We start from the raw sequence: 26,345 nt of genomic DNA, 5'->3' as shown, positions 1-26,345 counted from the left end.
CCCTTGGTACGTCCGAGCCGATCGCCTTTGCCCTGGCGGAAAGATGCCCGGCCCACCGGCCGCACTGCTTCGCTATGCGAAGCAATAGGTGCGTCCGGCGCTTCTAAGTCTTGCAGATTTGCCAGGCAAATCTGCGGGAAGGTTGGCTGAAACGGGCCGCCTGCTCGACCGGCCGGCTTGGCCGTAGAGCCGGGCTACGACGCGCGCCGGCCGGTCGACCATCCGACTCCGTTTGAGCCAACAGAATGCTACAATCTAACCCGGAAAGGCTCTAGACCCTCCTTTGCCGAAACCGGCAGAACAGATGGTTCTGCAAAGCGGAAATAGGCCGCCGCGTCAATGCTTTCCATGCCCGGCGCAGCCATGCGCAAAACTGTACCGTTTGGTTACTAAAAGACCTTGCCGCGCCTGGTGTTGTGGGGTAGGCCCTTATCCATCAGGGAGGAATACTGATGGATGCAGGAAACGGCTTTCTTCATCCGGACCGGCTTTTTCCGGCTGATCCGGCAACACGGACCATCGCGCGAGACCTCTACGAGACAGTGCGCAATCTTCCGATCGTCAGTCCGCACGGGCATACCGAACCTTCCTGGTTCGCCGACGATAAGCCCTTTGAAGACGCGGCCTCGCTGCTGGTCATTCCCGATCACTATCTCTTCCGCATGCTGCACAGCGTCGGCGTCACGTTGGACGAACTCGGCGTGCCGCGGCTCGACGGCAAGCCGGTGGCTGAGGGGCGGGCGATCTGGCGGACCTTTGCCGCGCATTACCATCTGTTCCGCGGAACGCCTTCGAGCCTCTGGGTCGACCACGCCATGTCGGCCGTACTCGGCTGCACCGAGCCGCTGACGGCTGACAATGCCGATGCGCTCTACGACCATATCAATGCCCAGCTTGCCCTTCCCGAATTCCGCCCGCGGGCGCTGCATCAGCGATTCGGCATCGAAACGATCGCGACGACGGATGGCGCGCTCGATCCTCTGGCGCATCACCAGAAGATGGCGGCCGACGGATGGATCGGCAAGGTGCGCACCACCTACAGGCCGGACAGTGTCACCGATCCCGACGCCGTCGGCTTCCGCGACAATCTCGTCAAGTTCGGAGAGATCACCGGCACCGACGTGACGCGCTGGGACGGTCTGATCGAGGCGCATCGGCGCCGACGCGCCTATTTCCGCCAGTTCGGCGCCACCGCGACCGATCACGGCGTGCCCACAGCCTTTACATCAGATCTGCCGCTTGCGGAAAAGCAGGCGTTGCTCGAGAAGGCGCTGAAGGGACCGCTTTCGGCCGGGGAGGCCGAGCTCTTCCGTGGCCAGATGATGACCGAGATGGCCGGGCTTTCGGCTGAGGACGGCATGGTGATGCAGATCCATGCCGGCTCCAGACGCAACACCGACCGCGGACTTTTCTCGACCCGAGGCCCCAATATGGGCGCCGATATCCCGACAAGCACCGACTGGGTCGGCGGCTTGAATGCGCTGCTTTCCAGATACGGCCATGCGCCGGGGCTGCGCGTGCTGCTCTTCACGCTCGACGAGACGACCTATGCGCGCGAGATGGCGCCAATGGTCGGCCATTGGCCCTGCCTGATGATCGGCCCGCCCTGGTGGTTCCACGACAGCCCGAACGGCATCCGGCGCTACCTCGACCAGGTCGTCGAGACGGCCGGCTTTGCCAATATGGCGGGTTTCAACGACGATACGCGCGCGCTGCTTTCGATTCCGGCCCGGCATGACGTCTGGCGCCGCGAAGTCTGCCGTTTCCTCGCCCAGCTCGCCGCCGAGCACCGGATTTCCAAGCGGGAAGCCGAGATCGTCGCGGGTGAGCTCTCCTATGGCAATGCGAAGAAGGCCTACAAGCTGTGACCGAACGACTGCAGACCCTTTCCGGCCTCGCCCCGACGGCGAAGCTTCCCGCCTATGACCGTAACCAGCTGAAAAGCGGCATCCTGCATCTCGGGCCGGGCGCTTTCTTCCGCGCGCATTTCGCGCCGTTTACCGATGCCGCACTTGCGGCAAGCGGCGGAGACTGGGGCATCGAGGTGGCGAGCCTGCGCACTGCCGATGTCGCCGATCACCTGAACGAGCAGAACGGCCTCTATACGATGCTGATCCGCGATACGTCGGGCACGGTGGCGCAGGTGATCGGCCCCATTCTGCGGGCACATGTGGCGACACGTGATCCGGCAGGACTGCTCGATCGGCTGGAAGATCCGGCGATCCGCATCGTCAGCCTGACGGTGACGGAAAAGGCCTATGGCATGGATACCGCGACGGGAGGGCTCGACCTCAACCATGCCGATGTGGCGGCCGACCTTGCCAACCGCCATGCGCCGCGCGGCGTCATCGGCTATCTGGTCGAGGGACTTTCCCGGCGCCGGGCGAAGGGCATCGCCCCCTTCACACCGCTCAGCTGTGACAATCTTCCGAGCAACGGCGCCGTTCTGAAACGACTGGTTCTCGATTTCGCCGAACGCGTCGACCCCTCACTTCGTCAATGGATCGAGGCAAATGTGCCCTTCCCCTCGACCATGGTCGACCGCATCACGCCGGCGAGTACCGAGGCGACCTACCAGGATGCCGAACGGCTGACCGGACGGCAGGATCTGGCGGCGATCGAGACCGAACCCTTCACGCAATGGGTGATCGAAGATCATTTCGCCAATGGCCGGCCGGCCTGGGAGAAGGCCGGCGCGCTGATGGTCACGGATGTTTCGGCCTATGAGAAGATGAAGCTCCGCATGCTGAACGGCGCGCATTCGCTGCTCGCCTATCTCGGTTATATCGGCGGCTATGAATTCATCCGCGACGTGATGGATGATGCCGGCCTGGCGGCCCTTGCCTACCGCCACATGCATGCGGCCGCAAGAACGCTCGATGCGGTTCCCGGCATCGACCTCGATGACTATGCCAGCGAATTGATAGCGCGCTTTGCAAACAAGGCGATCGCGCATCGCACCTATCAGATTGCCATGGACGGCACGCAGAAACTGCCGCAGCGGCTGCTGGAACCGGCAACCGAGGCACTGGCGCATGGCGACAAGGCGGAGACCTATGCGATCGCCGTTGCGGCATGGATGCGCTATGCGATCGGCGAGCACGGCAACGGCGAGCGCTATGAACTGCGCGATCCCCGTGCAGGCGAAATCGCCGCTCTCATCGCCGATGTCCCGCGCACCGGCCTGGCGCTCTCGGCGGCTCTTTTCACCCTTCCCGGACTCTTCCCGGCAGCTTTGACAGGACACCGCGCGTGGACGCAGGACGTCTCCGACAAGCTGGAGATCCTGATTCAGGACGACCGGCTGCCGCTGTTCTAGGCCCGGCTACGCCTTGATGCGCGCCATATCCGGATCGTAGAGCGGCGACAGCGACACATTGCAGGGGATGCGTTCCCGCGCGACATCAAGCTCATAGGTGCCGGAGAGGACGAAATCCTCGGTCACGCCGTCGGGATTGCGGACGTAGCCGTAGCCGATCGGCTTGCCCAGCGTATAACCGAAGCCGCCGCTCGACAGCCAGCCGACGCGCTTGCCGTCGCGATAAATCGTTTCGCGGCCGAGCAGCACGGCATCGGCATCCTCCGGAATGAAGCAGGCGAGGCGCTTCTTTACCCCGCCCGCAAGCTGCCGTTCGATCGCCTCACGGCCGCGGAACGGAATATTCTTTCGCATCTTCACCGCCCAGCCGAGACCGGCTTCAACAGGCGTATGGTCGGGACCGATGTCTGATCCCCAGGCGCGATAACCCTTTTCCAGGCGGCAGCTCTCAATGGCGCGGTAGCCGGCATTGACGAGGCCGAGCTCGCCGCCTGATGCCATCAGCACGTCATAGACCGTGGTCGCATACTCGATGGGAACATGCAGTTCGTAGCCGAGCTCGCCGACATAGGTGATGCGCAGCGCCCGCACCGGGCAGCCCGATATGCCGATGGTCCTGACCTTGCCGAAGGGGAAGGCAGCATTCGAGACATCGCTGCCCGTTACCTTTTCCAGCACGGCGCGCGAATTCGGTCCCATCAGCGACAGCACGGAATAGGCTGAGGTGACGTCGACCAGCTCGGCATGCATCGCCGCCGGGATATTGCGTGCGATCCAGTCGAAGTCATGGGTGGCGAAGCCGGTACCGGTGACGATGTAATATTCGTTCTCGGCGATGCGGGCGACCGTCACGTCGCATTCGATGCCGCCCTTGTCGTTCAGCATCTGCGTGTAGACAAGCGATCCCGCAGGCCTTGCGACATCGTTGGCGGCGATCCAGGACAGCGCTGCCTCGGCATCCCTGCCCTTCAGCACGAATTTGGCAAAGGAGGTCTGGTCGAAGATGACGGCCGCTTCGCGCACGGCCTTATGCTCGCGGCCGACGGCGTCGAACCAGTTCTGCCTGGTGTAGCTGTAGATATCCTTCGGCTCCTCGTTGGCGAAGAGATCGGCAAACCAGTTCGGCCTTTCCCAGCCAAGCTTTTCGCCGAAACAGGCGCCCTGCGCCTTCAGCCGGTCATAGAGCGGCGATTTGCGGCAGGGGCGGCCGCTCGAATGTTCCTCGAACGGCCAGGCCATGGTGTAATGTTTGCCATAGGCTTCGAGCGTGCGTGTCCGCACCCAGTCGGTATCGAAATGCGGCCGGCCGAAACGGCGGATATCGACCGGCCAGAGATCATAAGGCGGTTCGCCCTTTGTCACCCATTCGGCAAGCGCCATGCCGGCGCCGCCAGCCGAGGCGATGCCGAAGGCGTTGAAACCAGCGCCGACGAAGAAATTCTTCAGCTCCGGGGCCTCGCCGAGAATGAAGTTACCATCCGGCGTGAAGCTTTCCGGGCCGTTCAGCAGCTGCTTGACGCCGACATTTTCCAGCGCCGGGACGCGGCCGAGTGCCTGTTCCATGATCTGTTCGAAATGGTCGAAATTGCTGTCGAGCAGCGTGTAGTGGAAACCCTCGGGGATGCCGCTCTTTGCCCAGGGAATGGGGTTCGGCTCGTAGCCGCCCATGACGATGCCCCCGACCTCCTCCTTATAGTAGGTCAGGCGATCGGGATCGCGCAGCGTCGGCAGGTTGGAGGGCACGCCGAAGGATTCGGTGATGATGTATTGATGCTCGACGGAGACCAGCGGCACGTTGACGCCGAAGCGGGCGGCGAAGGCGCGCGTCCATTGGCCGGCGCAGACGACGACGCGCTCGCATTCGATGCGCCCTTGCGCCGTGACGACGGCGCGGATCTTTCCCTTGTCGATTTCAAGGTCGAGGACTTCCATATCCTCGAAGATCGAAACGCCTGACATGCGGGCGCCCTTTGCCAGCGCCTGGGTAATGTCGGAGGGATTGGCCTGGCCGTCGGTTGGGAGGAAGGCGGCGCCGACGAGATCGTCTGTTGTCATCAGCGGCCAGAGATCGAAGGCTTCCTGCGGGGTCAGCAACTGCATTTCGAGGCCGAAGGACTGGGCGGTGGTCGCCTGGCGCCTGACCTCGGTCCAGCGTTCCTCGTTGCAGGCAAGGCGCAGGCCGCCATTCATCTTCCAGCCGGTGCCAAGACCCGTTTCCGCCTCCAGCCGCTTGTAGAGATCGACCGAATAGCCAAGAAGCTGGGTGATGTTGGCGCTGGTGCGCAGCTGGCCGACGAGGCCGGCGGCGTGGAAGGTGGTGCCCGACGTAAGCTTCTTGCGCTCCAGCAGGACGGTATCGGTCCAGCCAAGCTTGCCGAGATGATAGGCCGTCGAGCAGCCGATGATGCCGCCGCCGATGACCACGGCCTTCGCCGTCTTCGGTAATTCCTTCGTCATTTATTGATCCTGTTCAAAGGCTTGATAGGCGCGCTCGAAGCGCGCGAGATTTTCGGCCGTGTAGCCGGCGTAATCGAAATCAATGGTGGAATGAATTTCCGAAATCATGCTCCAGAGCGCCTCGCGCAACAGCGAGGCGCATTTCATCGCGGCATAGCGCCTGCTGAGATTATCGGTCAGCGGCTGGTCGAAATAGGTCTCCAGCATCGCGCGCTCGGCCGCCTCCGAGAGTTCGTTGTTGGAGGCCAATCCGCCAAGATCGAAAAGCGGCGTGTTGAAACCGGCATAGTCCCAGTCGATCAGCCAGAGCCGTTTGCCGTCATCGAGAAAGTTGGCGGCCAGCAGGTCGTTGTGGCCGAAGGCGATCTCGAAAGGTCCTGCCGCTTCTTCCAACATATCAGCCCTTCCGAGGAGCCCCGGCAGCAACTGAAGATAGGCGCTCTTCGACGCCTTCAGATTGGCGGCGTAGTCGCGGATGACGTGGAAGACCCAGAAGATCATCGCCTGGCCGCGGAAATGCCGGGCGATGTCGCGATGGCAGGCGCGGACCAGCGGCACGACCTGGGCCAGCATTTGCGGCCTCCTGATATCCTCCGGCGAAAGCGCTTTTGCCTCGATATATTCGAGCACCAGGACGCCCGGCGAATGGTGGATGACCGCCGGCGAAATGCCGGCTGCATGGGCGGCACGGCTTGCGGCAAGCTCGTTCTGCCGGCAGATGTGGTGGATCGGAATATCGGTGCCGAGCCTAACCACGCAGCGCGCGACGGCGTCGCTGACCAGATAATTCCTGTTGGTGATGCCGCCTGCTATCGGCGAGATTTCGATCGGGCCCTGCCAGATACCAAGCGCATGAATCCTATCTTCAGGCGTCATGCTTATCCCCCAGAGCATGATGCCGAAAAGTGTGAGCGGTTTTCGGACGACATCATGCTCTAACTATTTAACTTAGAACAGGATTCAGATTTTAGGCCGACCCGGCCTAAAATCATCCTGTTCTAGCGACCCCTTCCGAAATGATGGGGCAGAGGAGGATCTGATGTCAAGCGGCGGTGCGCTTAGATCGTCTTGCCGGCCGCGTCGAAGACGTGACAGCGGGCCGGATCGAAGGAGGCCTTCACATTGGCGCCGCGCTCCACCTTCTGCTGGCCGTCAAGCGCGACGGTCAGGAGCTGGTTATCCGGCGTCGTGGTGTAGAGCATGGTGGCGCCGCCGAGATTTTCAACGAGATCGACGTTGACGGTCGAGAGCGCGATTGTACCTTCGGCCAGCGAAAGATGCTCGGGACGGATGCCGAAGGTGACGTCCTCTCCCGCCCCGCCGTTCAGGCGGCGCGGCAGGCGGACGGAATTGCCGCAGACATGGATGCTGGTTTCGGCCTCGCCGACCTGCTCGATGCGGGCCTTCAAAAAATTCATCTTCGGGCTGCCGATGAAACCGGCGACGAAGCGGTTGGCCGGGTTGTTGTAGAGATCGAGCGGCGCGCCGACCTGCTCGATACGGCCGGAATTCAACACCACGATCTTGTCCGCCATCGTCATCGCTTCCACCTGGTCGTGGGTGACATAGATCATCGTATTGCCGAGGCTGCGGTGCAGGCGGGAGATCTCGACGCGCATCTGCACGCGCAGTTCGGCATCGAGGTTCGACAGCGGCTCGTCGAACAGGAAGATGCGCGGCTCGCGCACGATGGCGCGGCCGATCGCGACACGCTGGCGCTGGCCGCCGGAGAGCGCCTTCGGCTTGCGCTCCAACAGCTTCTCGATCTGCAGGATCTCGGCGGCGCGCTTCACTTTCGGCTGGATATCGGCCTTCTTGTAACCCGCCGTCTCCAGGCCGAAGGCGAGGTTCTTGTAAACCGACATATGGGGATAGAGCGCATAGGACTGGAAGACCATGGCGATGCCGCGCTTGGCCGGCGCCACCTCGTTCATGCGCTCGCTGTCGAGCAGCAGCGCGCCGCCCGAAATCTCCTCAAGGCCGGCAATCATGCGCAGAAGGGTCGATTTTCCGCAGCCGGAGGGGCCGACAAAAACGACGAATTCGCCGGGATCGATCGTCAGGTCGATGCCATGGATCACATCCATCGCGCCGTAGCGCTTCTCGACCTTCTGAAGAACGACACTGGTTGCCATCTTCTCAAAACCCTCTCTTTTTATTTTGTCGGTTACTTCGTTCTTGCGCGCCAATCGGCGTATTTCGGACTGTCGGGGCCGACCGGCAGCGGCACGTCAGCGCCGCTGTCGGAAGACTGGTAGATGGCGGTGACGAGTTCCAGTGCACGGCGGGCATCCACCGTCGTCACCGGCAGCGGCGCATGGCCGCTGAGGAAGGCGTGGAACTGGCCCATCTGGGTGGTGAAACGCGGCGCAACCGGCTGCCAGTTGCCAACCACCTTGTCGATCTGTTCCCGGACGTCGTCATTCGCGGCGATGATCTTCCAGGGATCCTTACCTGGCGTATAGGGCTCGTGGCTGCTTTCGAAAGTGACATTCTCGAAATGCAGCCTGAGCCGGCTAATCTGCTCCTGCGAACCAAGGGTGCAGGAAAGCGAGACAAAGGCGCCGTTTTCCATCAGCAGGCTGGCGGAGGCACAATCCTCGACCTCGATATCGTTGACACGGGTGGCGACGCGGCCGAAGACCCTTGCCGCAGGCCCCATCAGATGCATCAGCATGTCGTGCAGATGCAGCGCATGGGTGACGAGAACGCCGCCGAGCTCCGTCGCCCATTTGCCGCGCCAGGGCACGGCGTAATATTCCGGCTTGCGCAGCCAGAAGGTTTCGACCGAAGCGGTATAGGGCTTGCCGGCAATACCGGCGTCGATGATCCGCTTGGCCTTCTGGATGCCGTCGCCGTAACGGTACTGGAAGATCGGCATCAGCACGCCTTTGGCGGTCTTTTCCGCTGCCATGATGGTATCGACAGCGGCAAGCGAGCCCGTCAGCGGCTTTTCGCAGACGACATGTTTACCGGCAGCCAGGGCTGCGACCACCTGTTCCAGATGGATGCCGGGAGGAGTGCAGATATCGATGATGTCGATCGTGTCGTCGGCCAGCAGTTCCGCGAAGGAAGTCGTGCGTCGTTCGATGCCGAACTCGTCGCCGACCGCTGCCATGCGCTGCTCGTTCAGGTCGCAGATCGCCACGACCTTGAACTTGTCGGAATGCGGCAGGTAACCCTCGACGATATGGGAGCGGCCGATACCGCAACCAACGATCGCGACCGTCCTGATGCTCATGTCGCTCTTTCCCGTTATCGCCATCAACGCTTCATGCCCGTTGTGGCGATGCCCTCGATCAGCAGGCGCTGGAAGAACAGGAAGAAGAAGAAGACCGGCACGAGCGTCAGGGTCGACATGGCGAACAAACCGCCCCAATCCGATGCACTGGTGGAATCCACGAAAGTGCGCAGGCCGAGCTGGATCGTGTAGGTGTTCATATCGTTCAGGTAGATCAGCGGACCGAAGAAATCGTCCCAGGTCCAGATGAAGGAGAAGATGGCGGCCGTTGCCAAAACCGGCAGCGATAGCGGCAGCATGATCTTCCAATAGATGCGCCAAGCGCTGCAGCCATCCATCATCGCCGCCTCATCGAGTTCGCGCGGGATGCCGCGGAAGAACTGCACCATGAGGAAGATGAAGAAGGCATCGCTTGCCAGGAACTTCGGCACAACAAGCGGCAGGATGGTGTTCACCCAGCCGAGGTTGAGGAAGAGTACATATTGCGGGATCAGCGTCACATGGTAGGGGATCATCAACGTGCCGAGCATGATCGCGAACCAGAAGTTCCGGCCGGCAAAACGCAGCCGCGCGAAGGCGAAGGCGGTCAGCGAACAGGCGATGACATTACCCGTCACCACCAGCAGCGAAATGACGAGCGAATTCCAGAAGAACCGGCCGAAGCTGACATCGAGACCGACCCAACCGCGCGCATAGGAGGAGAGATCGATCGACGACGGGATGAGCGAGGTCGACGAGAAGATCTCGTTTTCCGGCCTTACCGATGCCGAAACCATCCACAACAGCGGATAGAGCATGAGAAGTGAAGCGGCGATCAGCAGGGCGTGGATGATGAGCGACGCCGGCAGGCTGCGTTTGGTGATGTCGGATGGCGGCCTGGCCGCAGTGACGGAAGCGGTCATCTCAGTCATCGTAGTGCACCCAATAACGTGAGGTCAGGAAGGAGAAGGCGGTGAAGATCGCGATGATCACCACCAGGATCCAGGCGAGTGCCGAGGCGTAGCCCATGCGGAAATTGCCGAAGGCTTCCTGATAGAGGTAGAGCGTGTAGAAGAGCGTCGAATTGATCGGACCGCCCGTGCCGCCGGAGATGATGAAGGCTGGTGTGAATGCCTTGAAGGCTTCAATCGTCTGGACGACGGCGTTGAAGAAGATCACCGGGGTCAGAAGTGGCAGCGTGATCTTGTAGAATTGCCGGAACTTCGAGGCGCCGTCGAGGCTGGCGGCCTCATACATATCCTGCGGGATCTGGCGCAGGCCGGCCAGGAAAATAATCATCGGCGAGCCGAACTGCCAGACGGACAGAGCCACCAGCGTGTAGATCGAATAGTTCGGATGCGAGATCCAGCTTGGGCCTTCGATGCCGAAATGCGAGAGTGCGGCATTGACGAGGCCATCGCTGGCGAAAAGCTGACGCCAGAGCACGGCGATCGCCACGCTGCCGCCCAGCAATGAGGGGAGATAGAAGATGGCGCGGTAGATCGACAGCCCACGCAGGCCGCGGTTCAGGGCCATGGCGACCAGCAAGGCGAAGGTCAGTTTGAACGGCACCGAGAAGACGACATAAGTCAGGGTGACGTGCATGGCGGCCGAGAATTTCGGATCGGCCGTGGCGATGCGCACATAATTCGCCATTCCCACCCACCTCGGCGACTGCAGCATGTCGAAGTCGGTGAAGGAGAGGTAGAGCGAAATCAGGGCCGGCCCGAGCGTCAGCCCGAAAAAGCCGATGAGCCACGGAAGAAGGAAGAGATAGCCGGGAGCATTGGCATTCCAGAGACGCCTGAAGCGTCCTTCGGCCACGGCCCCCTGATATCTTTCCACATTTATGGCCCCTGCGGGCGTGCGCATCGCATTGCTCATACGGGATCAGCCTCGTGCGAGAATCTGCGTGATTTCATCGACAAGCTGTTTGCCGCCATCGGAAGGAGATACCTGTCCAAAGGCCACTTGTTCGGCGATGTTGCGTAGGGTCAGCTCGCCTTCACCGGCGCCGGCGGGCGGTGGCGGCGGCAATTTGCCGGCGAGTTCGCCAAGGCCGCTGACATAGGCCAGCGCAATCTTGCCGTTCTCGTCGAGCTTCGCCGCGACGACCTCACGCATGGCGCTCGATTCCGGAATGCCGCGTTCGACATCCAGAAGCAGCGCTGCCTCGGGGTCCTTGACGAAGAAATTGACGTAGTCCACGGCCAGGTCCACGGCTTTCGACTGGGCTGAGACCGAGAAGAACATCGACGGCTTGCGGTAGTGGCCGCCCTTCGAATCCGCCTTGACCCGCATGTAGTTGGTCAGCGCCAGCTTGTCCTTGTTCATTGCCTGATAGGCGACGAACTGGTTGGAATGGGCGAAACCAGCGGCCGACTTGCCGAGCGATACCGTGTTGGTTTCGATATCGTTCTTATCGAGGGCCTGGACATCGGCAGGAACGCAGGCGCCGGCAGCCCGGAACTTGGCCCACATGTCGTACCATTCCGAGGCATCGTCCACGCCGAAGGCGATCTTGCCGTCGGCGGTATAAAGCGCCTTGCCGCGCTGACGCAGCCAATTTTCGAACAGTGGTTCACCGCCGCTGCCGTCGGCCATGCCGAACATGCCCTTGCGTTTGCCCGCCTTGGTGATCTCCGCACCGATGCGGCCGAATTCTTCCCAGGTGGTTGCCTGGGTCGGCAGATCGACGCCGGCCTCCTTGAAGGCAGTGGTGTTCAGGACCGTGGCCGCCGAATTCGCCCCGAGGCTGACGCCGTAGAGGTGGCCGTCGACACTGCCGCCTTCGATCTGCGCCTTGTCGAAATCGTCGAGGTTGAGCTTGGCCGGCATATAGGATTCGAGCGGGGCGAGCGCGCCGCGCCGCGCATACTGGACGATATAGCGATAGTCCATCTGGATGACATCGGGCGCGTTGCGGCCGGCGACCTGGGTCGCAAGGCGCGGCCAGTAGTCGCCCCAGCCGAGGAATTCGCCGGTGATCGACGTGCCCGGCTTCTTCGTCTGATAGAGCTGCGATACCTTGTTGGTGCGATCGGCGCGCGGCTGCGAACCCCACCACAGGAGACGCAGGCGCGTTTCCTGTGCCAAAGCGCTGGTTCCCAGCGCCGAGAGCGAAAGAAGCGTCGCTCCTCCCGCAACGAAATTACGTCTGCTTACACGTAGGCTCATTTTTTCCTCCTCCAAAGGGAAGCGCCTCCACACGCTTCCGAACCTAGTTACCCTTGCATAAATAACTAATTGGTTACAAGCTACGGGCAAAGCGGCGAGCGTGTCAAGCGGTGTCGCTCGCGGGCCGTTCAAATTCGGTTTTTACAATTTCGCACCGAAGGCTTATGAGCGCAACATGTGAAGACGGAGGTGGAGAGATGAACGACAGCGGGGAGAAGGGGGCAAAGAAACGGTCTCGACGCCCGGTCGCGGAACGGACGGCCCACCGCGATCCGGAGCGGACACGCGCTGCGATCCTCGAAGCGGCAACCCGGGAATTCGCTGAAAACGGCATGGGTGGGGCTCGCGTCGATGCGATCGCCGAGCGCGCTGGCACCAACAAGCGGATGCTCTATCATTATTTCGGCGACAAGGAGCAGCTCTACCTCAAGGTGCTCGAAGAAGCCTATGTCGGCATCCGCACCGCCGAGCGCGCGCTTCATATCGGCGACCGCAGCCCGGAGGAAGGCATCGGCGAACTGGCACTCTTCACCTGGCGTTATTTTCTCCAGCATCCGGAATTTCTCAGCCTGCTCGGCACGGAAAATCTGCATCGCGCCCGCTGGCTGCGTCAGTCCGTCCGGCTCAAGGAACTGCATTCACATTTGATCGGCGAGCTTTCTCAAGTGCTCGAGCAGGGAAAGAAGCAGGGCGTCTTCATCCAGACCGCCGATCCCCTGCATGTCTACCTGACGATCGCCTCGCTCGGTTATTTCTACCTTTCCAACCAGTACACGCTGTCGACGATCTTCGGCCGCGACCTGATCGAGCCGACCCATCTCAATGCCTGGGAGAGGCATATCGTCCACGTCACGCTCGCCTCGATCAAGCGCTAGAGCCTTTCCTGATCTCGAAAATCGGATTTGACTCTTGACAGCCGCTCCGATCTTCTGCCATCAAGTAACTGTTTAGTTACCGGCTTGGGAGGGCCGGGCCAGGATGCCCGCTCCCGCCGCAAAAGATTGCTGGGAGGAAAAAATGGCACGCTTGGGGATCATCTTGCACGGCGTCACCGGCCGCATGGGGTACAATCAGCACCTGGTGCGTTCGATTCTCGCTTTCCGCGACCAGGGCGGCATCACGCTCAAATCGGGCGAGAAACTCGAGATCGACCCGATCATCGTCGGCCGCAACGGCGCCAAGATGGACGAGCTGGCGAAGAAGCACGGCATCAAGCGCTGGTCGACCGATCTCGATGCGGCTCTTGCCAATCCCGACGACACGATCTTCTTCGACGCAGGCACGACGCTGATGCGAGCCGAGCTGCTGTCCAAGGCGCTCGATGCCGGCAAGCATGTCTATTGCGAAAAGCCGATCTCCGACGATCTGCAGGTGGCACTCGACCTTGCGCGCAAGGCGCGCGGCTCCGGCCTCAAGCACGGCGTCGTGCAGGACAAGCTCTTCCTGCCCGGCCTGCGCAAGCTGGCGCTGCTCAGGGATTCCGGCTTCTTCGGCAAGATCCTCTCGGTGCGCGGCGAATTCGGCTACTGGGTTTTCGAAGGCGATTGGGGCGTGCCGGCTCAGCGCCCGTCCTGGAACTACCGTAAAGGCGACGGCGGCGGCATCATTCTCGACATGCTCTGCCACTGGCGCTACGTGCTCGACAATCTGTTCGGGGAGGTCAAGGCTGTCTCCTGCCTCGGCGCCACTCATATCGGCCAGCGCATCGACGAGCAGGGCAAGCCCTATGATTGCGACACGGACGATGCGGCCTATGCGACCTTCGAGCTCGAAGGCGGCGCGATCGCGCAGATCAATTCCTCCTGGGCCGTTCGCGTCCGCCGCGACGACCTCGTCACCTTCCAGGTCGACGGCACACATGGTTCGGCCGTCGCCGGCCTGACGAAATGCTGGAGCCAGCACCGCGTCAACACGCCGAAGCCAGTCTGGAACCCGGACCAGCCGCAAACGATCGACTTCTACAAGACCTGGGACGAGGTTCCTGACACGCAGCCATTCGACAACGGCTTCAAGGCCCAGTGGGAAATGTTCATCCGCCATGTCGTCGAAGATGCGCCGTGGCCCTATGGCCTGGAAGCCGGCGCCAAGGGCGTACAGCTTGCCGAACTCGGCCTGAAATCATGGGCCGAGCGCCGCTGGCTCGATGTTCCCGCACTGGAGTTCTGAGCCGTGACGACGATCAATCTCCCTCTTGACGGCAAGATCGTTCCCTACACGCTGACAGGCACGCCGATCGCGCTCGCCAAGCGCGACGCCAAGGCCTTTCCACGCATCGCCTTTGCCGCGGCCCATGTCGTCGCCGATCCGCTCGCCGACAACGATCCGTGGCTGACACCGGCGATCGATTGGGAGCGGACGCTCGCCTTCCGCCATCGGCTCTGGGATCTCGGCCTCGGCGTTGCCGAAGCGATGGATACGGCGCAGCGCGGCATGGGCCTCGGCTGGCCGGATGCGCGCGACCTCATCCGGCGGGCGCTCAGTGAGGCGGCCGGCCGCAAGGACGCGCTGATCGCCTGCGGCGCCGGCACCGACCATCTGACGCCGGGACCTGACGTCACTATCGACACGATCCTCAGAGCCTATGAGGAGCAGATCGAAACGGTGGAGGCGGCCGGCGGCCGCATCATCCTGATGGCGAGCCGGGCGCTTGCCGCCGCCGCCAAAGGACCGGACGACTATGTAAGCGTCTATGACCGCATCCTCCGCCAGGTCAGGGAACCCGTCATCATCCATTGGCTCGGCGAAATGTTCGATCCGGCGCTCGAGGGTTATTGGGGCAATGGTGATCATATCCAAGCCATGTCCACCTGCCTTGAGGTGATCGAAGCCCATGCCGACAAGGTCGACGGCATCAAGATCTCGCTGCTCTCCAAGGAGAAGGAAGTGGCGATGCGCCGCCGGCTGCCGAACGGCGTGCGTATGTATACGGGCGACGATTTCAACTATGCCGAACTGATTGCCGGCGACGAAGAAGGCCATTCCGACGCGCTGCTCGGCATTTTCGATGCGATCGCGCCGGCAGCCTCGGCAGCCCTAGAAGCGCTCGGCCGCAAGAGCAACCATGAATTCTTCGACCTGCTGGAGCCGACCGTGCCCCTGTCGCGCCACATCTTCAAGGCGCCGACCCGCTTCTACAAGACCGGCGTCGTCTTCCTCGCCTATCTCAACGGCCTGCAGGACCATTTCGTCATGGTCGGCGGCCAGCAGAGCACCCGCTCGCTGACGCATCTGGCCGAACTCTTCCGCCTGGCCGACAAGGCACGGGTTCTGGCAGATCCCGAACTTGCTGCAAGCCGCATGCGTCAAGTGCTCGCCGTCCACGGCGTCAACTGAAGCGCTGAGGTGATGGGAGGAGAATGACATGCAGGTCGAAGGGCTTTCGATCAATCTGGCGACGATCCGCGAACAGTGCGGCTTTGCCCAGGCCGTCGATATCTGCCTGAAACACGGCATCACCGCGATCGCGCCCTGGCGCGACCAGGTTGCCAAGGTCGGGCTCGATGAAGCGGTGCGTATCGTCAAATCCAACGGCATCAAGCTGACCGGGCTTTGCCGCGGCGGCTTCTTCCCGGCGGCAAACGATGCCGACTGGCAGAAAAATCTCGACGACAACAGGCGTGCCATCGACGAAGCGGCGGCATTTTCAGCCGATTGCCTCGTGCTCGTCGTCGGCGGCCTGCCGGGCAGTTCGAAGGACATCGTCGCCGCCCGCCGGATGGTGTTCGACGGCATCGCCGCCGTGCTGCCGCATGCGCAGGCCTCGGGTGTAAAGCTCGCTATCGAGCCGCTGCATCCAATGTATGCCGCCGACCGTGCCTGCGTGAATACACTCGGCCAGGCGCTCGACATGTGCGAGCAGCTCGGGGAGCATGTCGGCGTTGCTGTCGATGTCTATCACGTCTGGTGGGACCCCGATCTTGCCAACCAGATTGCCCGCGCCGGGCGCATGAAACGCATCTTTGCCCATCACATCTGCGACTGGCTGGTGCCGACAAAGGACATGCTGCTCGACCGCGGCATGATGGGCGATGGTGTGATCGACCTCAAAGGCATAAGACGGATGGTGGAGACCGCCGGTTTCTTCGGCGCGCAGGAGGTGGAGATCTTTTCGGCCGAAAACTGGTGGAAACGCCCGGCCGAGGAAGTGATCGCCACCTGCGTCGAGCGCTTCAGGAGCTGCTGCTAAAGCATGTCGCACAAAAGTGTGCAGCGGTTTTGCGACCATGATGTGCGAAAAACCAAAGACCCTGAAGCGCGGGCCACGCGAATCTGAAAGATCGCGACGCGCTTTAGGCCTGATTTTCAGTATTTGTTTCATCACGCATGCAGGAGGATCATTCGATGGAAAAACGCCGTTTTGCCCTGATCGGTACGGGAAACCGCGGCACCACCATGTGGGGCAAGGATCTGCTTGCCGGCTGGCGCGAGCATGTCGACCTGACCGCGATCGTCGAGAAGAATTCGCTGCGCGGGGAACGCGCGCGTAACATGATCGGCAGCAATGCACCGCTCTACGAAAACATCGATTCGATGCTCAACGAGCAGAAGCCGGATCTGGTCATCGTCTGTACGCCCGACCATACGCATGACGACATTGTCGTGCGGGCGCTGGAGTCCGGCATCGACGTCATTACCGAAAAGCCAATGACGACCTCGGTCGAAAAGATTCGCCGGATTCTGGATGCCGAAAAGCGCACGGGTCGCCGGGTCGACGTGTCCTTCAACTATCGCTATGCGCCGACGGCTGCGAAGATCAAGGAACTGCTCAATGCCGGCGAAATCGGCCGGGTCACCTCGGTCGACTTCCACTGGTATCTGAACACCAAGCACGGCGCCGACTACTTCCGCCGCTGGCATGCCTATACGGAAAATTCCGGCAGTCTGTTCGTCCACAAGGCGACCCATCATTTCGATCTGCTGAATTGGTATCTCGACAGCGATCCCGACGCCGTCACCTCCTTCGCCGACCTGCAGAATTACGGTCGCAAGGGCCCGTTCCGCGGCCCGCGCTGCAAGCTCTGTCCGCACACGCATGAATGCGACTACTACCTCGATCTCGAGGCCGATCCCTTCCTCGATTCACTCTACGAGGATCCCTCGAAGATCGACGGCTACTTCAGAGACGGCTGCGTCTTCCGCGAGGACATCGACATTCCTGATACGATGGTGGTGTCGCTCCGTTACCGCAACAACGTCCATGTCTCTTATTCGCTGAACACTTTCCAACCGATCGAAGGCCACCACCTTGCCTTCAACGGCACCAAAGGGCGCATCGAGCTTCGTCAATATGAGGCCCAGCCCTGGGAAGAGCCGAAGGAGGACACCATCCTCCTCATCCGCAATTTCCCGAACGGCAAAGAGGCGGTGGAGCGCATCGTCGTTCCGCATTTCACAGGCGGCCACTACGGCGGCGACGACCGGATGCGCAATATGATCTTCAAACCCGATATTGAAGACAGGCTCGCCCAGCGCGCCGGCACGCGGGCGGGCGCCATGTCCGTGCTTTGCGGCATTGCCGCGCTCACCAGTTCGCGCACCGGCAAGGTGGTCAACATTGCCGATCTCATGCCCGAACTTGCCAATGACGGTTCGCCAAATTCGCTGAGGACGTCGCGCTGATGCCTGTTGCCTAGAGGGTTTCCGTTTTTCTCCGAATCACGGAAATGCTCTATCTCTTTGTTTTACACAATTCCGAACTCTAGGCCGCTCGACGCGCCTCAGGCGATGTTTTCGAGATTAGCCTGATGGATCTGGTAGAGCAGCGGCTGACCGGTCACGAAGCGCTCGATCTCGTCCACTGCCATCTCGCCGAGGCGCGCCCGTTCCAATCCAATAGCGCCGGCAATATGCGGTGTCAGAAAGACGTTCGGCAGATCGTAGAAAGCAGAACCCGCCTCCGGGATCTCCGGATCGGTGACATCGAGGACCGCGTCGATACGGCCGGTCTTGAGCGCCGAAAGCAGCGCGGCCTCATCGATGAGAATGCCGCGCGCCGTGTTGACGAGCGTCGCGCCGTCCTTCATCAGCGACAGCCTTCGCGCATCGATCATATGCCGCGTCGACGGCAGCGACGGCGCATGCAGGGAAACGATGTCCGCTTGCCGCATCAGTTCGTCGAGATCGACCTTTTCCGTTCCGAGGCCGGCTGCCTCGGCGGCATCAAGCGTCGGATCGGCGAGCAGCAGTCTATAATCAAAGGGTTTCAAGAGCTCGATGACGCGCCGGCCGATGCGCGAAGCGCCGACGATGCCGACGGTGCGGCGGTAATTTCCGATCGCTTCGCGCTGCATCGGATGGGTGCGGTTGCGGTTTCGGTCGGCGACGTAGAGATCGCGGAAACGGAAAACGCGCTTGCCGGCGAAGATGATCGCCGCCAGCGTGAATTCGGCCACCGGCACGGCATTGGCCTCGGCCGAATGGCTGACCGGGATACCGGCTTCGAAGATGGCGTCGTCTATGACGCCTTTGACCGTGCCCGCCGCATGGACGATGAGCTTAAGATGCGGCGCCGCGGCGAGGATTTCGGGCCCGACATAGGGCCCGCCCCAGCCGGTGATCAGGATTTCGGCTTGGGCCAGCAGACGTCTCGCACGCTCGTCGTCGAAGCGCTGCAGCGGTTTGGGATCCAGCAGGCGACCGATGCCACTCAGCCGGCGCAGGACCTCATCCGGCAGCACATGCTCCGTGCGCGACGGTTGCATGGCAAAGACGATGGCCGGCTGGCTCATGGCATCTGTCCCGGCGCTTCGATGGCGCTGACTGTCACGCCCTTTTCCTTCACCAGGGCCTCCAGCGCTGCAATGTCAGGCGCTTTCGGCGGGTTCGTCCAGACAGACGAGACAGCAGCGGGATCGTCAAGTGCCAGCACTGCCGTCACCAGGATGGTTTCACCGGCCGGAATCTGCCCGCGCAGCTGCGGCACGAGGGTTTTCGCGACGATCACATTGGTGTTGGGCATTGCCTTCTGGACAAGCCCCGAACGTTTGACCGAAGAGCCGAGATCGAGAATGCCGGTGAAATCGGCTTCGCCGATCGCATAGGCAACCCCATTCGACGCGGATAGCGTATCCAGCTCGAAATCCCGGCGGCCGATGGCAAATCCGCCTTCGGCAATCCGCAACGGCCGGCTTGTCCTGATCCGGTGGAGGCGGATGTGCCAGGGTGCGGCCGGCACGAGCCAGGTTTCGACGTCGACATCTGGGAAAGGCGACCACTTCGCATAGAGCACGTCACCTGCGAGCCTGGCTTCCTCGTTCGTTTCGCGCACGCGGTAGTGAAGGCCGTCATCGCTGAAGGCAAGCGCTGAATCGAAGGCGGCAAGCGCAAAGGCACGCTCATCGGCCTCGACACTGAAGCCGTATCGAGCGGAATAAGCAAACTTCGCATATTTTTCCGTGCCGCACCGCATCTGCAGGTTTTCCTGGCCGGAAGACAGCGCCACGACATCGCCGCCCGCCCGCATGATCACCATGCCGGGATGACGCTGGGGAACGATGTCAGGCGCCTGCTCCGGCACTTTTTCCTTCGCCGTCCAGAATGGGTGATCCTCAGCGATCGCCAGCGGCAGGAAGGCCTTGAAGGCCCAGTAGGGCGAGCCGGCGGAATTGTAACTCTCCGACATCAGCAGGTTCGGATAGCCGAAGCCGATCGACAGCACGCCGTCGCGATCGGCAATCGGCTTGTCCTTCCACCAGCGCAGATGCTGCAGGCAGAGATGCTTGACCTCGCCCCAGGGCAGAGCCTCGACATCGGCAAAGGCGAGCGCCGACCAGAAGCCGGCGCAGGCAAAACGATAGGTCAGGCTGCGGCCGAAGGGGATCGTCGCCCCGTCAGCGGCAAACCAGTGCCGGAAATCCCGGGCGAAGAGGACCGCGCGCTCGCGGTAGCGCTTTGCATAATCGTCATCGACGAGCTTCGAATAGATCAGGCCATAGAAATGCATGGCGAAGGGAATGTAGTGGTCGATACGGCGCACGTTTCCGTCGCGATACCAGCCGTCGCCGATATAAAAGCCTTCGAGCTCCTCAAGATATTGCCGCGTCAGGCTGCGGTCGAAATCGGCGCCGAGACGATCGAGCGCGATATCGACGAAGATCCGGAAGAATTTCCAATTGTTGTCGGCATAATCGAACTGCCTGACATGCTTGAGATAGGCGACGACATTGCTGCGGGCGCGCGCATCGAGCGGTTCCCAGATTTTTTCGGGCACCAGTGCCAGGGCAAAACCGAGAGCGGCAAGCTCGACCATCCGCTGATCGCGGCCGTTGACCGTTCCCCAATATTCCGGATGGGCGGGATCGGTGCCGTTTGCGAGACCTTCGGCGAAACGATGCCAATGGGCGAAGTCGCCCTTGCCTGCGCCAAGCGGCGCCAATCCCCAGAGCGGGCGGGCGAACCCTTCGAGATCGGCCGCCGCCCGGTCGAAATGAGCGCCGCCGCCATTGAGGGTGACGCGGGCATTGCCGTTCGAGAAACAGGCAAGCAGCGGATCAAAGAGCGCAAGCAGCGCACGGCTCATATCGGCGCGGGTTTCCAGCGGATTGCCTGCGAGCGGGTTGGCGCTGGCGGGATCATAGGTCATCGGCATCACTCACGGGTTTTCGATGTTCGGAACGGTTCCTCCCGGAATGGGAATGACCGCCTGGCAGATATGGCGCGCAGCGGCCGTCCTGTTGCGGAAGCGGGACAGCATCAGCGAAACGGCTTCGCGCCCGAGGGCAGCGCGGTCGACGCGCATGGTGGAAAGCTGCGGACTTGTCATCAGCGCGCAGGGCAGATCGTCGAAACCGACAATCGCGAAATCCTCCGGCACACGCAGCCCGGCCTCGGTGACGGCTTCGAGCACGCCAACGGCGATAAAATCATTCATACAGAAAGCGGCGGTAAAACCGGCATCCTCGGCAAGTGCGGCGGCGRTGCGTTCATGCGCCTCCCGGCTGGCGCTGCCGTCAAGGGTCAGGGACACGAGACGGCCCTCTGCGCCGGGGACGGCGGCGATCGCCGCCTCGAAGCCGCGCACGCGCTCCCGGATCGTGTGGCGGTGGGAGCCGCTCAGATGCAGGATCCGACGATGGCCGGCCTCGGTCAGCCGGCGGGTGGCCTCGTAGGCGCCAAAGAAATTAGCCGGCGAAACGCCGTCAAACTGCATCCTTGGATCAGTGCCGTTGACAAGAACGGTCGGTGTCATGCTGGCTTGCAGCCAGCCACGCAACGTCTCGTTCGGATCGATACCGACGAGAAAGAGACCTTCAGCTCCCGCGGTCTGCATATAGTCGCGCACGGCATCCGGGGTGATACGATCTTCGCGGACCAGCCGGACGTCGAAGGGCATGCCCGCTTCCGCAGCGCCGGCGCGCAGGCCGTCGACGATCGCTTCATAGAAGACGCTGAGAGTGCCGGTGACGCCGTCGCTGGCAATCAACGCCAGCCCGCCGGCAACGGCTTCGGAAGCCGGTTTGACGGGATAGCCGTTCTCGGCTGCCACCTTCAATATCTGGCGCCGGACGGTTTCGCTGATACCAGGTTCGTTGGCGAGCACGCGCGACACCGTGGAAACGGAAACGCCGGCCAATGTGGCTATATCGGCCTGACGCGGCCGTCTGATCTTTTGGTCGTTCATAGGCAAACATTATGCAAATAATGCAAATTTGCAAGAAAATGGTTGCTTCTTGCAATAAATTTTTTTTTGCGTAATCTGTTTGCCGAAGTGCTCGATAATGCCGTTGGAGGATGGCAGCGGGCAGTTGGGACAAGGAGGAATATCATGCAGGTCAATCGCCGTTCATTTCTGATGGGTTCAGCCGGCGCGGCCGCCGGTCTCGCCCTCGGTGCCGGAAGCGCCATTCCGGCCTTTGCCGAAGACGCACAGCTGCGTGCCATGTGGTGGGGGTCCAACGACCGTGCCAAGCGTACGCTCGATGTTGCCAAGCTTTATCAGTCGAAGACGCCTGGCGTCACTCTCGTCGGCGAATCGCTGTCAGGCGACGGCTACTGGACGAAACTCGCAACGCAGATGGCCGGCCGCTCGATCGCCGACATCTTCCAACTCGAGCCAGGAACAATCTCAGACTATTCGAAGCGCGGCGCCTGCCTGCCGCTCGATGAATTCGTCCCCTCCGCGCTGGACGTTCAGTCCTTCGGCGCCGACATGCTGAAACTGACCACCATTGACGGCAAACTCTATGGTGTTGGCCTCGGCCTCAACTCCTTCTCGATGTTCTTCGACACAGTCGAATTCGAAAAGGCAGGCATCCCGTTGCCGACGCCCGACCTCACCTGGGATGAGTACGCCAAGCTCGCCGTAGAACTCGCCAAGTCCTCCGGCAAGGGCGGCGGCCCCTATGCGGCGCGCTACAACTATGTGTTCGATGCCTGGCTGCGCCAGCGCGGCAAGAGCCTCTTTGCGAGGGAAAGCGCGGGGCTCGGCTTCACGGCCGACGACGCCAGGGAATGGTTCGACTACTGGGAGAAACTGCGTAAGGCGGGCGGCACCGTTGCTGCCGACGTGCAGACCCTCGATCAAAACACGATCGACACCAATTGCCTTGGTCTCGGCAAATCGGTGATCGGCATGGCCTATTCAAACCAGATGGTCGGATATCAGCTGATCATCAAGAACAAGCTTGGCATCACCACGCTGCCGCGTGAAAAGAAGGGCGGTCCATCCGGCCATTATTACCGTCCGGCACTGATCTGGAGTGTGGGCGCTACGACCAAGCAGGGCGAAGCTGCCGCGAAGTTCATCAGCTTCTTTGTCAATGATCCCGAAGCCGGCAAGATTCTCGGTGTGGAACGCGGCGTGCCAATGTCGCCTACCGTGCGTGAAGCCATCCTGCCGCAGCTCAACCCGACGGAGCAGGAAACGGTCAAATACGTGAACCTGCTCAAGGATCAAGTCGGCGAGTATCCGCCGCCGGTGCCGATGGGCGCAACACAATTCGACCAGCGCGTGCTGCGCCCGATTTGTGACGAACTCGCCTTCGAACGGATATCGCCCGCCGATGCGGCGACCCGGCTCATCGAAGAGGGTAAGGCAACGATCAAGGGATGATCGGTCGCCCGACATGAGGAGAGGCCCGCAACACCCAGGCGGGCCTCTCCGTTTTTCAGGCCTCTGTTTTCCGGACTATCAGTTGCTGTCCAGGTTTTCGACMACGCGCCAGTCCGGCCGGCCAAGATCGAACGGCCATGAGTGCACATCCCGGTCGTTGAAATAGACGACTTCCTGCAGATTCGGGAAGGCGCTCTGCTTCAACGTGGCAGTTTCGATCCACGGCCTGATATAGGCGTCACCGCCTTCATAGCCGAGCTCCGCCACCCAGATGGGCTTTCCGTAACCGGCGACGAGATCATACCCCTGCTTCAATGCTTCCGAGAACGTCCGGTGCTCATTGTAGGCAAGCTCGTCGTAGCGCTGCAGACCGAAGACCGAGAGCCCGACGAGATCGACATAATCGTCGCCGGGATAATAGGCCTGGAGGCCAGGCTCTCCCTTCGGCGACCACATGAGCTCTGTGCCAGGCGCCTCCTGGCGGACAATGTCCATCATCCGCTTGTAGGCCGTGATATAGTCCTGCGGGCTCCAGCCGGACCATGAGAACCGCCCTGACTTGTCCTCCATCTCCTGTCCCCAGCGGACGATCACCGGGCTTTTCAGCTCGGATATCATATGCGCGATCGAACGCATGTTGACATCGTAGTCACCGCGCAAAACCTTGGCGCGAAGCTGTGCGGAGGTGAGCCGCCAATCGACGTCCCAGGACCATGGCTCCACAGTGATCAGCAGGTTGCGGCCTCTAGCCAGCGCATAGGCATCGGCGACGCGCAACGTTTCGAGGTCGACGTCCTCCCACGGCAGGAACAGGGCTTCGGTCGCGACATTCGCCTGCGCGCCGAAATCGCCGTGCGGATCGTAGGCCCCGAACTTGATGCCGTCGGCATGAAGGACGGGGCGCTTGTCGATAATTGTCTGCACGGCCGCCGCCGGGTTTGGCGCAATGCCCGCATATTGCACTTCGCTTCGGCCGGGAAGATCCGCGAGACACAACAACAGCAGCGCAATCGCGGTGGTCGAGAGGTTGTTTTTCATTAGCTTCTTCATGGCTTCACCCTCCTTTTCGGGCTATTTCCTGGCTCAGCAGGACCTGCTTCAGTTCGCGCGCCTTCGCGCTCACCGTATCGACGGGAACGAGCTTGCGGAACTCGTCATCCGGGAGCACCGATGCATGACGGAAGACGTACCACTTGCCGTCCGGCTGGCGCCGCTGATAGATCGTGTTGCCGATCTTGCGGTGACCGAAACAGGTGCTGGCGCGGGCCGCACCCTCGGCATTCGTCCAGGTGGCACGCATGCAGAGCTGGCCGAGATCGTCGACCACCCATCTGCCTTCGGCGAAGGACGGCTTGCCCTTGTCATTGCTCCAGGCGATAAATCGCCGGCCGTCATCGAAGAAACGGCCGCCGCCGGTGTTCCAGGTCCAGGTCTTGTCGCCATAGATACGATAGAGCTCATAGGCGCTGACCGGCGTCGGCGCTTTCTGTTTGGCGACCTCGGCGCCGTGTGCCGCCATGGGCAGACACAGGCTGAGAGCGAGGGCCGCTCCGTATAGTCTCGATCCGATACTCATTACATCCTCCTACTCGACACTTGCCGGTTCCGCCGGCTCAGACACCTTGTTCGTCCCGCCCCGTGCTTCCGAACCCATGCCATCTGAGGCGGAACTTCACGATCCTGGTCTTGCCGCCGCCGACACCGGCACCGGCTACGGCAAACTGTGATTGGCTGAAACTGATGAACGTCTGGCCGTGGGAAAGGGCCTCGAGGCTATGCAGACCATGGCTGCCCGCCTGCATGCCGCCGGTGATGCAAATCGCAAGCCCCGTAGCCGTCGCAAGCCACAGGCCGCGTGATTGCGGCAGCCGCGGCAGATCGTTCTCGATCGCATGGCGAATGACGATCAGCACCGTCAGCGACAGATAGATCGAGAGATTCATCGCCGCGAAAATATAAAAGCCTTGGGCGGCAGGGGCCTCACTGGCCAGTGCCATGGCGGCTGCGCACAGTCCGGCGAGCGCGATATAGGGCGCGATGACGCGCAACGGCAAAGACCGCTGCTGCTGCCTTCCCTTCGGCGTGATGCGGAAATCGACGAAGGAGCCGAAGATATAGTCGCGAAGCGCAGCGAGGCTGCCGGCAAGCGACCACGGCCAGCGCAGGAAGATAAAAGCGAGCCCTTCCCAGCCGAACAGTTTCGCATCGTGCGGCCTGAAGGTTCCCGTGGCTCGCCAGAAGAAGGCAAACAGCGTCAGCACGACCGATATCGGCGTAAAATGCAGCAGGAAATCCGGATAGGTCACATTGACGAAGACTTGGCCCGTCATCAAGGCGGCAACCGGCAGCAGGAACATCACGGCCATGAAGGCGGAGAAGAGCGGATACCACAGCTGCGAGAACACGAACTGAAATCTCAGTCGCCAGGGCAGGTGCATGATGTGACGGCGGGAATGTTGCAGCAGGATCGTGACGAGGCTGCGCGACCACTGGAATTCCTGGACGACGAGATCGGTGAAGTTTGCCGGTCCGTCGCCATGAGCGATCGCATCGACGGCATGCACGCCACGCCAGCCGCCGGCATTCATCATCAGCGTTGTCGAATGGTCTTCCGCAAGTTCCGGGCCGAGGCCGCCGATCTGACGAAGGGCCGCCGTGCGAACCGCATAATGGGAACCGATGCAAAGAGGCGCCCAGCCATTATTGTAACCCGTCTGCAGCGAACCGTGCAGGCTTGCCTCGGCATAGAGCCTGCCACGCGCCGCCCAGCTTTCGCCGGCATTGGCATCGCAGATGCTGGGAGCGGAGACATAGCCGATCTTAGGATCGGCGAAGGGGCGCAGGATTTCACGGAGGTAGGTCGGCGTCGGCACATGGTCGGCATCGAACTGGGCGACGAAATCGTAGCGCGCATAGCCGAAATGGTCGTAGAAATAGGCGAGGTTGCCTTCCTTGCAACGCGTCCGGCGCGGCCAGGTGGTGCGATGATACTCCGCCACGCCCTTTCGGGTGGAGATCAGCACGCCGTGCGCCGCACACCAGCGCCTGGTTTCCTCCGAAGGGTCCTCGTCGGCCAGCCAGACATCGAAATCGACGTCGATCTGGTCAAGCATCGCCTGCAG

21 protein-coding genes and 1 pseudogene are annotated in these 26,345 nt (G+C 61.7%); 8 read left to right on the top strand and 14 right to left on the bottom strand.

Features of this window, described 5'->3' with window-relative positions:
* Nucleotides 1-222 (bottom strand): annotated as a pseudogene (locus AC1D1Z_RS22130) (hypothetical protein); the annotation flags it as partial.
* Nucleotides 223-452: 230 nt separating this feature from the next.
* Here AC1D1Z_RS22130 and uxaC point away from each other — a divergent pair.
* Nucleotides 453-1,868 carry a glucuronate isomerase gene (gene uxaC / locus AC1D1Z_RS22125; protein WP_018244236.1) on the top strand — a complete coding sequence of 472 codons (1,416 nt, stop codon included), beginning with the start codon at nucleotides 453-455 and terminating at the stop codon, nucleotides 1,866-1,868.
* A complete protein-coding gene (locus tag AC1D1Z_RS22120; RefSeq protein WP_131647514.1) occupies nucleotides 1,865-3,319 on the top strand; it encodes a mannitol dehydrogenase family protein in 1,455 nt (484 codons plus the stop codon). The genes uxaC and AC1D1Z_RS22120 overlap by 4 nt, the downstream gene beginning before the upstream one ends.
* Before the next feature lie 6 nt (nucleotides 3,320-3,325).
* Here the strand turns inward: AC1D1Z_RS22120 and AC1D1Z_RS22115 are convergent, their stop codons facing one another.
* From AC1D1Z_RS22115 to AC1D1Z_RS22085, 7 genes are all read right to left on the bottom strand, one after another.
* Nucleotides 3,326-5,776: a GcvT family protein gene (locus tag AC1D1Z_RS22115; RefSeq protein ID WP_131605376.1), complete on the bottom strand. Its 2,451-nt coding sequence runs from the start codon at nucleotides 5,774-5,776 to the stop codon at nucleotides 3,326-3,328.
* Nucleotides 5,777-6,652, bottom strand: coding sequence for a phosphotransferase (locus AC1D1Z_RS22110; RefSeq protein ID WP_131605375.1), 876 nt, complete (start codon nucleotides 6,650-6,652; stop codon nucleotides 5,777-5,779).
* A 182-nt stretch (nucleotides 6,653-6,834) separates the two neighbouring features.
* Nucleotides 6,835-7,911: an ABC transporter ATP-binding protein gene (locus AC1D1Z_RS22105; protein WP_131605374.1), complete on the bottom strand. Its 1,077-nt coding sequence runs from the start codon at nucleotides 7,909-7,911 to the stop codon at nucleotides 6,835-6,837.
* Between the two features lie 32 nt (nucleotides 7,912-7,943).
* Entirely contained in the window at nucleotides 7,944-9,041 is a 1,098-nt protein-coding gene (locus AC1D1Z_RS22100; RefSeq protein WP_205921848.1) for a Gfo/Idh/MocA family protein, read from the bottom strand.
* A complete protein-coding gene (locus AC1D1Z_RS22095) occupies nucleotides 9,041-9,928 on the bottom strand; it encodes a carbohydrate ABC transporter permease (RefSeq protein ID WP_027682265.1) in 888 nt (295 codons plus the stop codon). The genes AC1D1Z_RS22100 and AC1D1Z_RS22095 overlap by 1 nt, the downstream gene beginning before the upstream one ends.
* Nucleotides 9,921-10,880 (bottom strand): carbohydrate ABC transporter permease, encoded by a 960-nt coding sequence (locus tag AC1D1Z_RS22090; RefSeq protein ID WP_018244229.1) that lies wholly within the window; start codon nucleotides 10,878-10,880, stop codon nucleotides 9,921-9,923. The genes AC1D1Z_RS22095 and AC1D1Z_RS22090 overlap by 8 nt, the downstream gene beginning before the upstream one ends.
* 6 nt (nucleotides 10,881-10,886) lie before the next feature.
* Nucleotides 10,887-12,173 carry an ABC transporter substrate-binding protein gene (locus AC1D1Z_RS22085; RefSeq protein ID WP_026230929.1) on the bottom strand — a complete coding sequence of 429 codons (1,287 nt, stop codon included), beginning with the start codon at nucleotides 12,171-12,173 and terminating at the stop codon, nucleotides 10,887-10,889.
* Nucleotides 12,174-12,370: 197 nt separating this feature from the next.
* Between AC1D1Z_RS22085 and AC1D1Z_RS22080 the strand changes: the two genes are divergently transcribed.
* From AC1D1Z_RS22080 to AC1D1Z_RS22060, 5 genes are all read left to right on the top strand, one after another.
* Nucleotides 12,371-13,048, top strand: a complete 678-nt coding sequence (locus AC1D1Z_RS22080) for a TetR/AcrR family transcriptional regulator (protein WP_018448053.1) — start codon at nucleotides 12,371-12,373, stop codon at nucleotides 13,046-13,048.
* Nucleotides 13,049-13,190: 142 nt separating this feature from the next.
* Nucleotides 13,191-14,339 carry a Gfo/Idh/MocA family protein gene (locus tag AC1D1Z_RS22075; RefSeq protein ID WP_018244226.1) on the top strand — a complete coding sequence of 383 codons (1,149 nt, stop codon included), beginning with the start codon at nucleotides 13,191-13,193 and terminating at the stop codon, nucleotides 14,337-14,339.
* A gap of 3 nt (nucleotides 14,340-14,342) precedes the next feature.
* Nucleotides 14,343-15,506, top strand: coding sequence for a dihydrodipicolinate synthase family protein (locus AC1D1Z_RS22070; protein ID WP_131605372.1), 1,164 nt, complete (start codon nucleotides 14,343-14,345; stop codon nucleotides 15,504-15,506).
* Nucleotides 15,507-15,534: 28 nt separating this feature from the next.
* Complete coding sequence (locus AC1D1Z_RS22065; protein ID WP_131605371.1) at nucleotides 15,535-16,359, top strand: sugar phosphate isomerase/epimerase family protein; 825 nt, start codon at nucleotides 15,535-15,537, stop codon at nucleotides 16,357-16,359.
* 155 nt (nucleotides 16,360-16,514) lie between these two features.
* On the top strand, nucleotides 16,515-17,792 hold the full coding sequence (locus AC1D1Z_RS22060) for a Gfo/Idh/MocA family protein (protein WP_018448056.1): 1,278 nt from the start codon (nucleotides 16,515-16,517) through the stop codon (nucleotides 17,790-17,792).
* A 98-nt stretch (nucleotides 17,793-17,890) separates the two neighbouring features.
* Here AC1D1Z_RS22060 and AC1D1Z_RS22055 read toward each other — a convergent pair whose 3' ends face one another.
* Genes AC1D1Z_RS22055 through AC1D1Z_RS22045 form a run of 3 tightly spaced genes read right to left on the bottom strand, consistent with a single transcriptional unit; the run spans nucleotide 17,891 to nucleotide 21,792 of the window.
* A complete protein-coding gene (locus AC1D1Z_RS22055; protein WP_131605370.1) occupies nucleotides 17,891-18,901 on the bottom strand; it encodes a hydroxyacid dehydrogenase in 1,011 nt (336 codons plus the stop codon).
* The gene (locus tag AC1D1Z_RS22050; RefSeq protein WP_131605369.1) at nucleotides 18,898-20,754 is read right to left on the bottom strand and encodes a DUF2264 domain-containing protein; all 1,857 of its coding nucleotides are present in this window, start codon (nucleotides 20,752-20,754) and stop codon (nucleotides 18,898-18,900) included. The genes AC1D1Z_RS22055 and AC1D1Z_RS22050 overlap by 4 nt, the downstream gene beginning before the upstream one ends.
* 9 nt (nucleotides 20,755-20,763) lie before the next feature.
* Nucleotides 20,764-21,792 carry a LacI family DNA-binding transcriptional regulator gene (locus AC1D1Z_RS22045; RefSeq protein WP_477851670.1) on the bottom strand — a complete coding sequence of 343 codons (1,029 nt, stop codon included), beginning with the start codon at nucleotides 21,790-21,792 and terminating at the stop codon, nucleotides 20,764-20,766.
* A 144-nt stretch (nucleotides 21,793-21,936) separates the two neighbouring features.
* On the opposite strand from AC1D1Z_RS22045, the gene AC1D1Z_RS22040 reads away from it, so the two are divergent.
* Complete coding sequence (locus tag AC1D1Z_RS22040) at nucleotides 21,937-23,223, top strand: ABC transporter substrate-binding protein (protein ID WP_131605368.1); 1,287 nt, start codon at nucleotides 21,937-21,939, stop codon at nucleotides 23,221-23,223.
* A gap of 78 nt (nucleotides 23,224-23,301) precedes the next feature.
* Here AC1D1Z_RS22040 and AC1D1Z_RS22035 read toward each other — a convergent pair whose 3' ends face one another.
* The 3 genes from AC1D1Z_RS22035 to AC1D1Z_RS22025 all read right to left on the bottom strand — a co-directional run.
* On the bottom strand, nucleotides 23,302-24,273 hold the full coding sequence (locus AC1D1Z_RS22035) for a glycoside hydrolase family 26 protein (RefSeq protein ID WP_131605367.1): 972 nt from the start codon (nucleotides 24,271-24,273) through the stop codon (nucleotides 23,302-23,304).
* Between the two features lie 4 nt (nucleotides 24,274-24,277).
* The gene (locus AC1D1Z_RS22030) at nucleotides 24,278-24,799 is read right to left on the bottom strand and encodes a DUF995 domain-containing protein (RefSeq protein ID WP_018244217.1); all 522 of its coding nucleotides are present in this window, start codon (nucleotides 24,797-24,799) and stop codon (nucleotides 24,278-24,280) included.
* A 37-nt stretch (nucleotides 24,800-24,836) separates the two neighbouring features.
* On the bottom strand, nucleotides 24,837-26,345 hold a 1,509-nt coding region (locus tag AC1D1Z_RS22025; protein ID WP_477851669.1), incomplete at its 5' end, for a glycosyltransferase family 2 protein.

It is taken from the genome of Rhizobium sp. P1_E1 (genome assembly GCF_056406015.1).
This window is presented reverse-complemented; position numbering and strand designations above follow the sequence as displayed.

Bases quoted from the DNA above. Each gene is read 5' to 3' on its own strand.
- uxaC (WP_018244236.1), top strand. From the start codon at position 453: ATGGATGCAGGAAACGGCTTTCTTCATCCGGACCGGCTTTTTCCGGCT.
- AC1D1Z_RS22115 (WP_131605376.1), bottom strand. From the start codon at position 5,776: ATGACGAAGGAATTACCGAAGACGGCGAAGGCCGTGGTCATCGGCGGC.
- AC1D1Z_RS22110 (WP_131605375.1), bottom strand. From the start codon at position 6,652: ATGACGCCTGAAGATAGGATTCATGCGCTTGGTATCTGGCAGGGCCCG.
- AC1D1Z_RS22105 (WP_131605374.1), bottom strand. From the start codon at position 7,911: ATGGCAACCAGTGTCGTTCTTCAGAAGGTCGAGAAGCGCTACGGCGCG.
- AC1D1Z_RS22100 (WP_205921848.1), bottom strand. From the start codon at position 9,041: ATGGCGATAACGGGAAAGAGCGACATGAGCATCAGGACGGTCGCGATC.
- AC1D1Z_RS22095 (WP_027682265.1), bottom strand. From the start codon at position 9,928: ATGACTGAGATGACCGCTTCCGTCACTGCGGCCAGGCCGCCATCCGAC.
- AC1D1Z_RS22090 (WP_018244229.1), bottom strand. From the start codon at position 10,880: ATGAGCAATGCGATGCGCACGCCCGCAGGGGCCATAAATGTGGAAAGA.
- AC1D1Z_RS22085 (WP_026230929.1), bottom strand. From the start codon at position 12,173: ATGAGCCTACGTGTAAGCAGACGTAATTTCGTTGCGGGAGGAGCGACG.
- AC1D1Z_RS22080 (WP_018448053.1), top strand. From the start codon at position 12,371: ATGAACGACAGCGGGGAGAAGGGGGCAAAGAAACGGTCTCGACGCCCG.
- AC1D1Z_RS22075 (WP_018244226.1), top strand. From the start codon at position 13,191: ATGGCACGCTTGGGGATCATCTTGCACGGCGTCACCGGCCGCATGGGG.
- AC1D1Z_RS22065 (WP_131605371.1), top strand. From the start codon at position 15,535: ATGCAGGTCGAAGGGCTTTCGATCAATCTGGCGACGATCCGCGAACAG.
- AC1D1Z_RS22060 (WP_018448056.1), top strand. From the start codon at position 16,515: ATGGAAAAACGCCGTTTTGCCCTGATCGGTACGGGAAACCGCGGCACC.
- AC1D1Z_RS22055 (WP_131605370.1), bottom strand. From the start codon at position 18,901: ATGAGCCAGCCGGCCATCGTCTTTGCCATGCAACCGTCGCGCACGGAG.
- AC1D1Z_RS22050 (WP_131605369.1), bottom strand. From the start codon at position 20,754: ATGACCTATGATCCCGCCAGCGCCAACCCGCTCGCAGGCAATCCGCTG.
- AC1D1Z_RS22040 (WP_131605368.1), top strand. From the start codon at position 21,937: ATGCAGGTCAATCGCCGTTCATTTCTGATGGGTTCAGCCGGCGCGGCC.
- AC1D1Z_RS22030 (WP_018244217.1), bottom strand. From the start codon at position 24,799: ATGAGTATCGGATCGAGACTATACGGAGCGGCCCTCGCTCTCAGCCTG.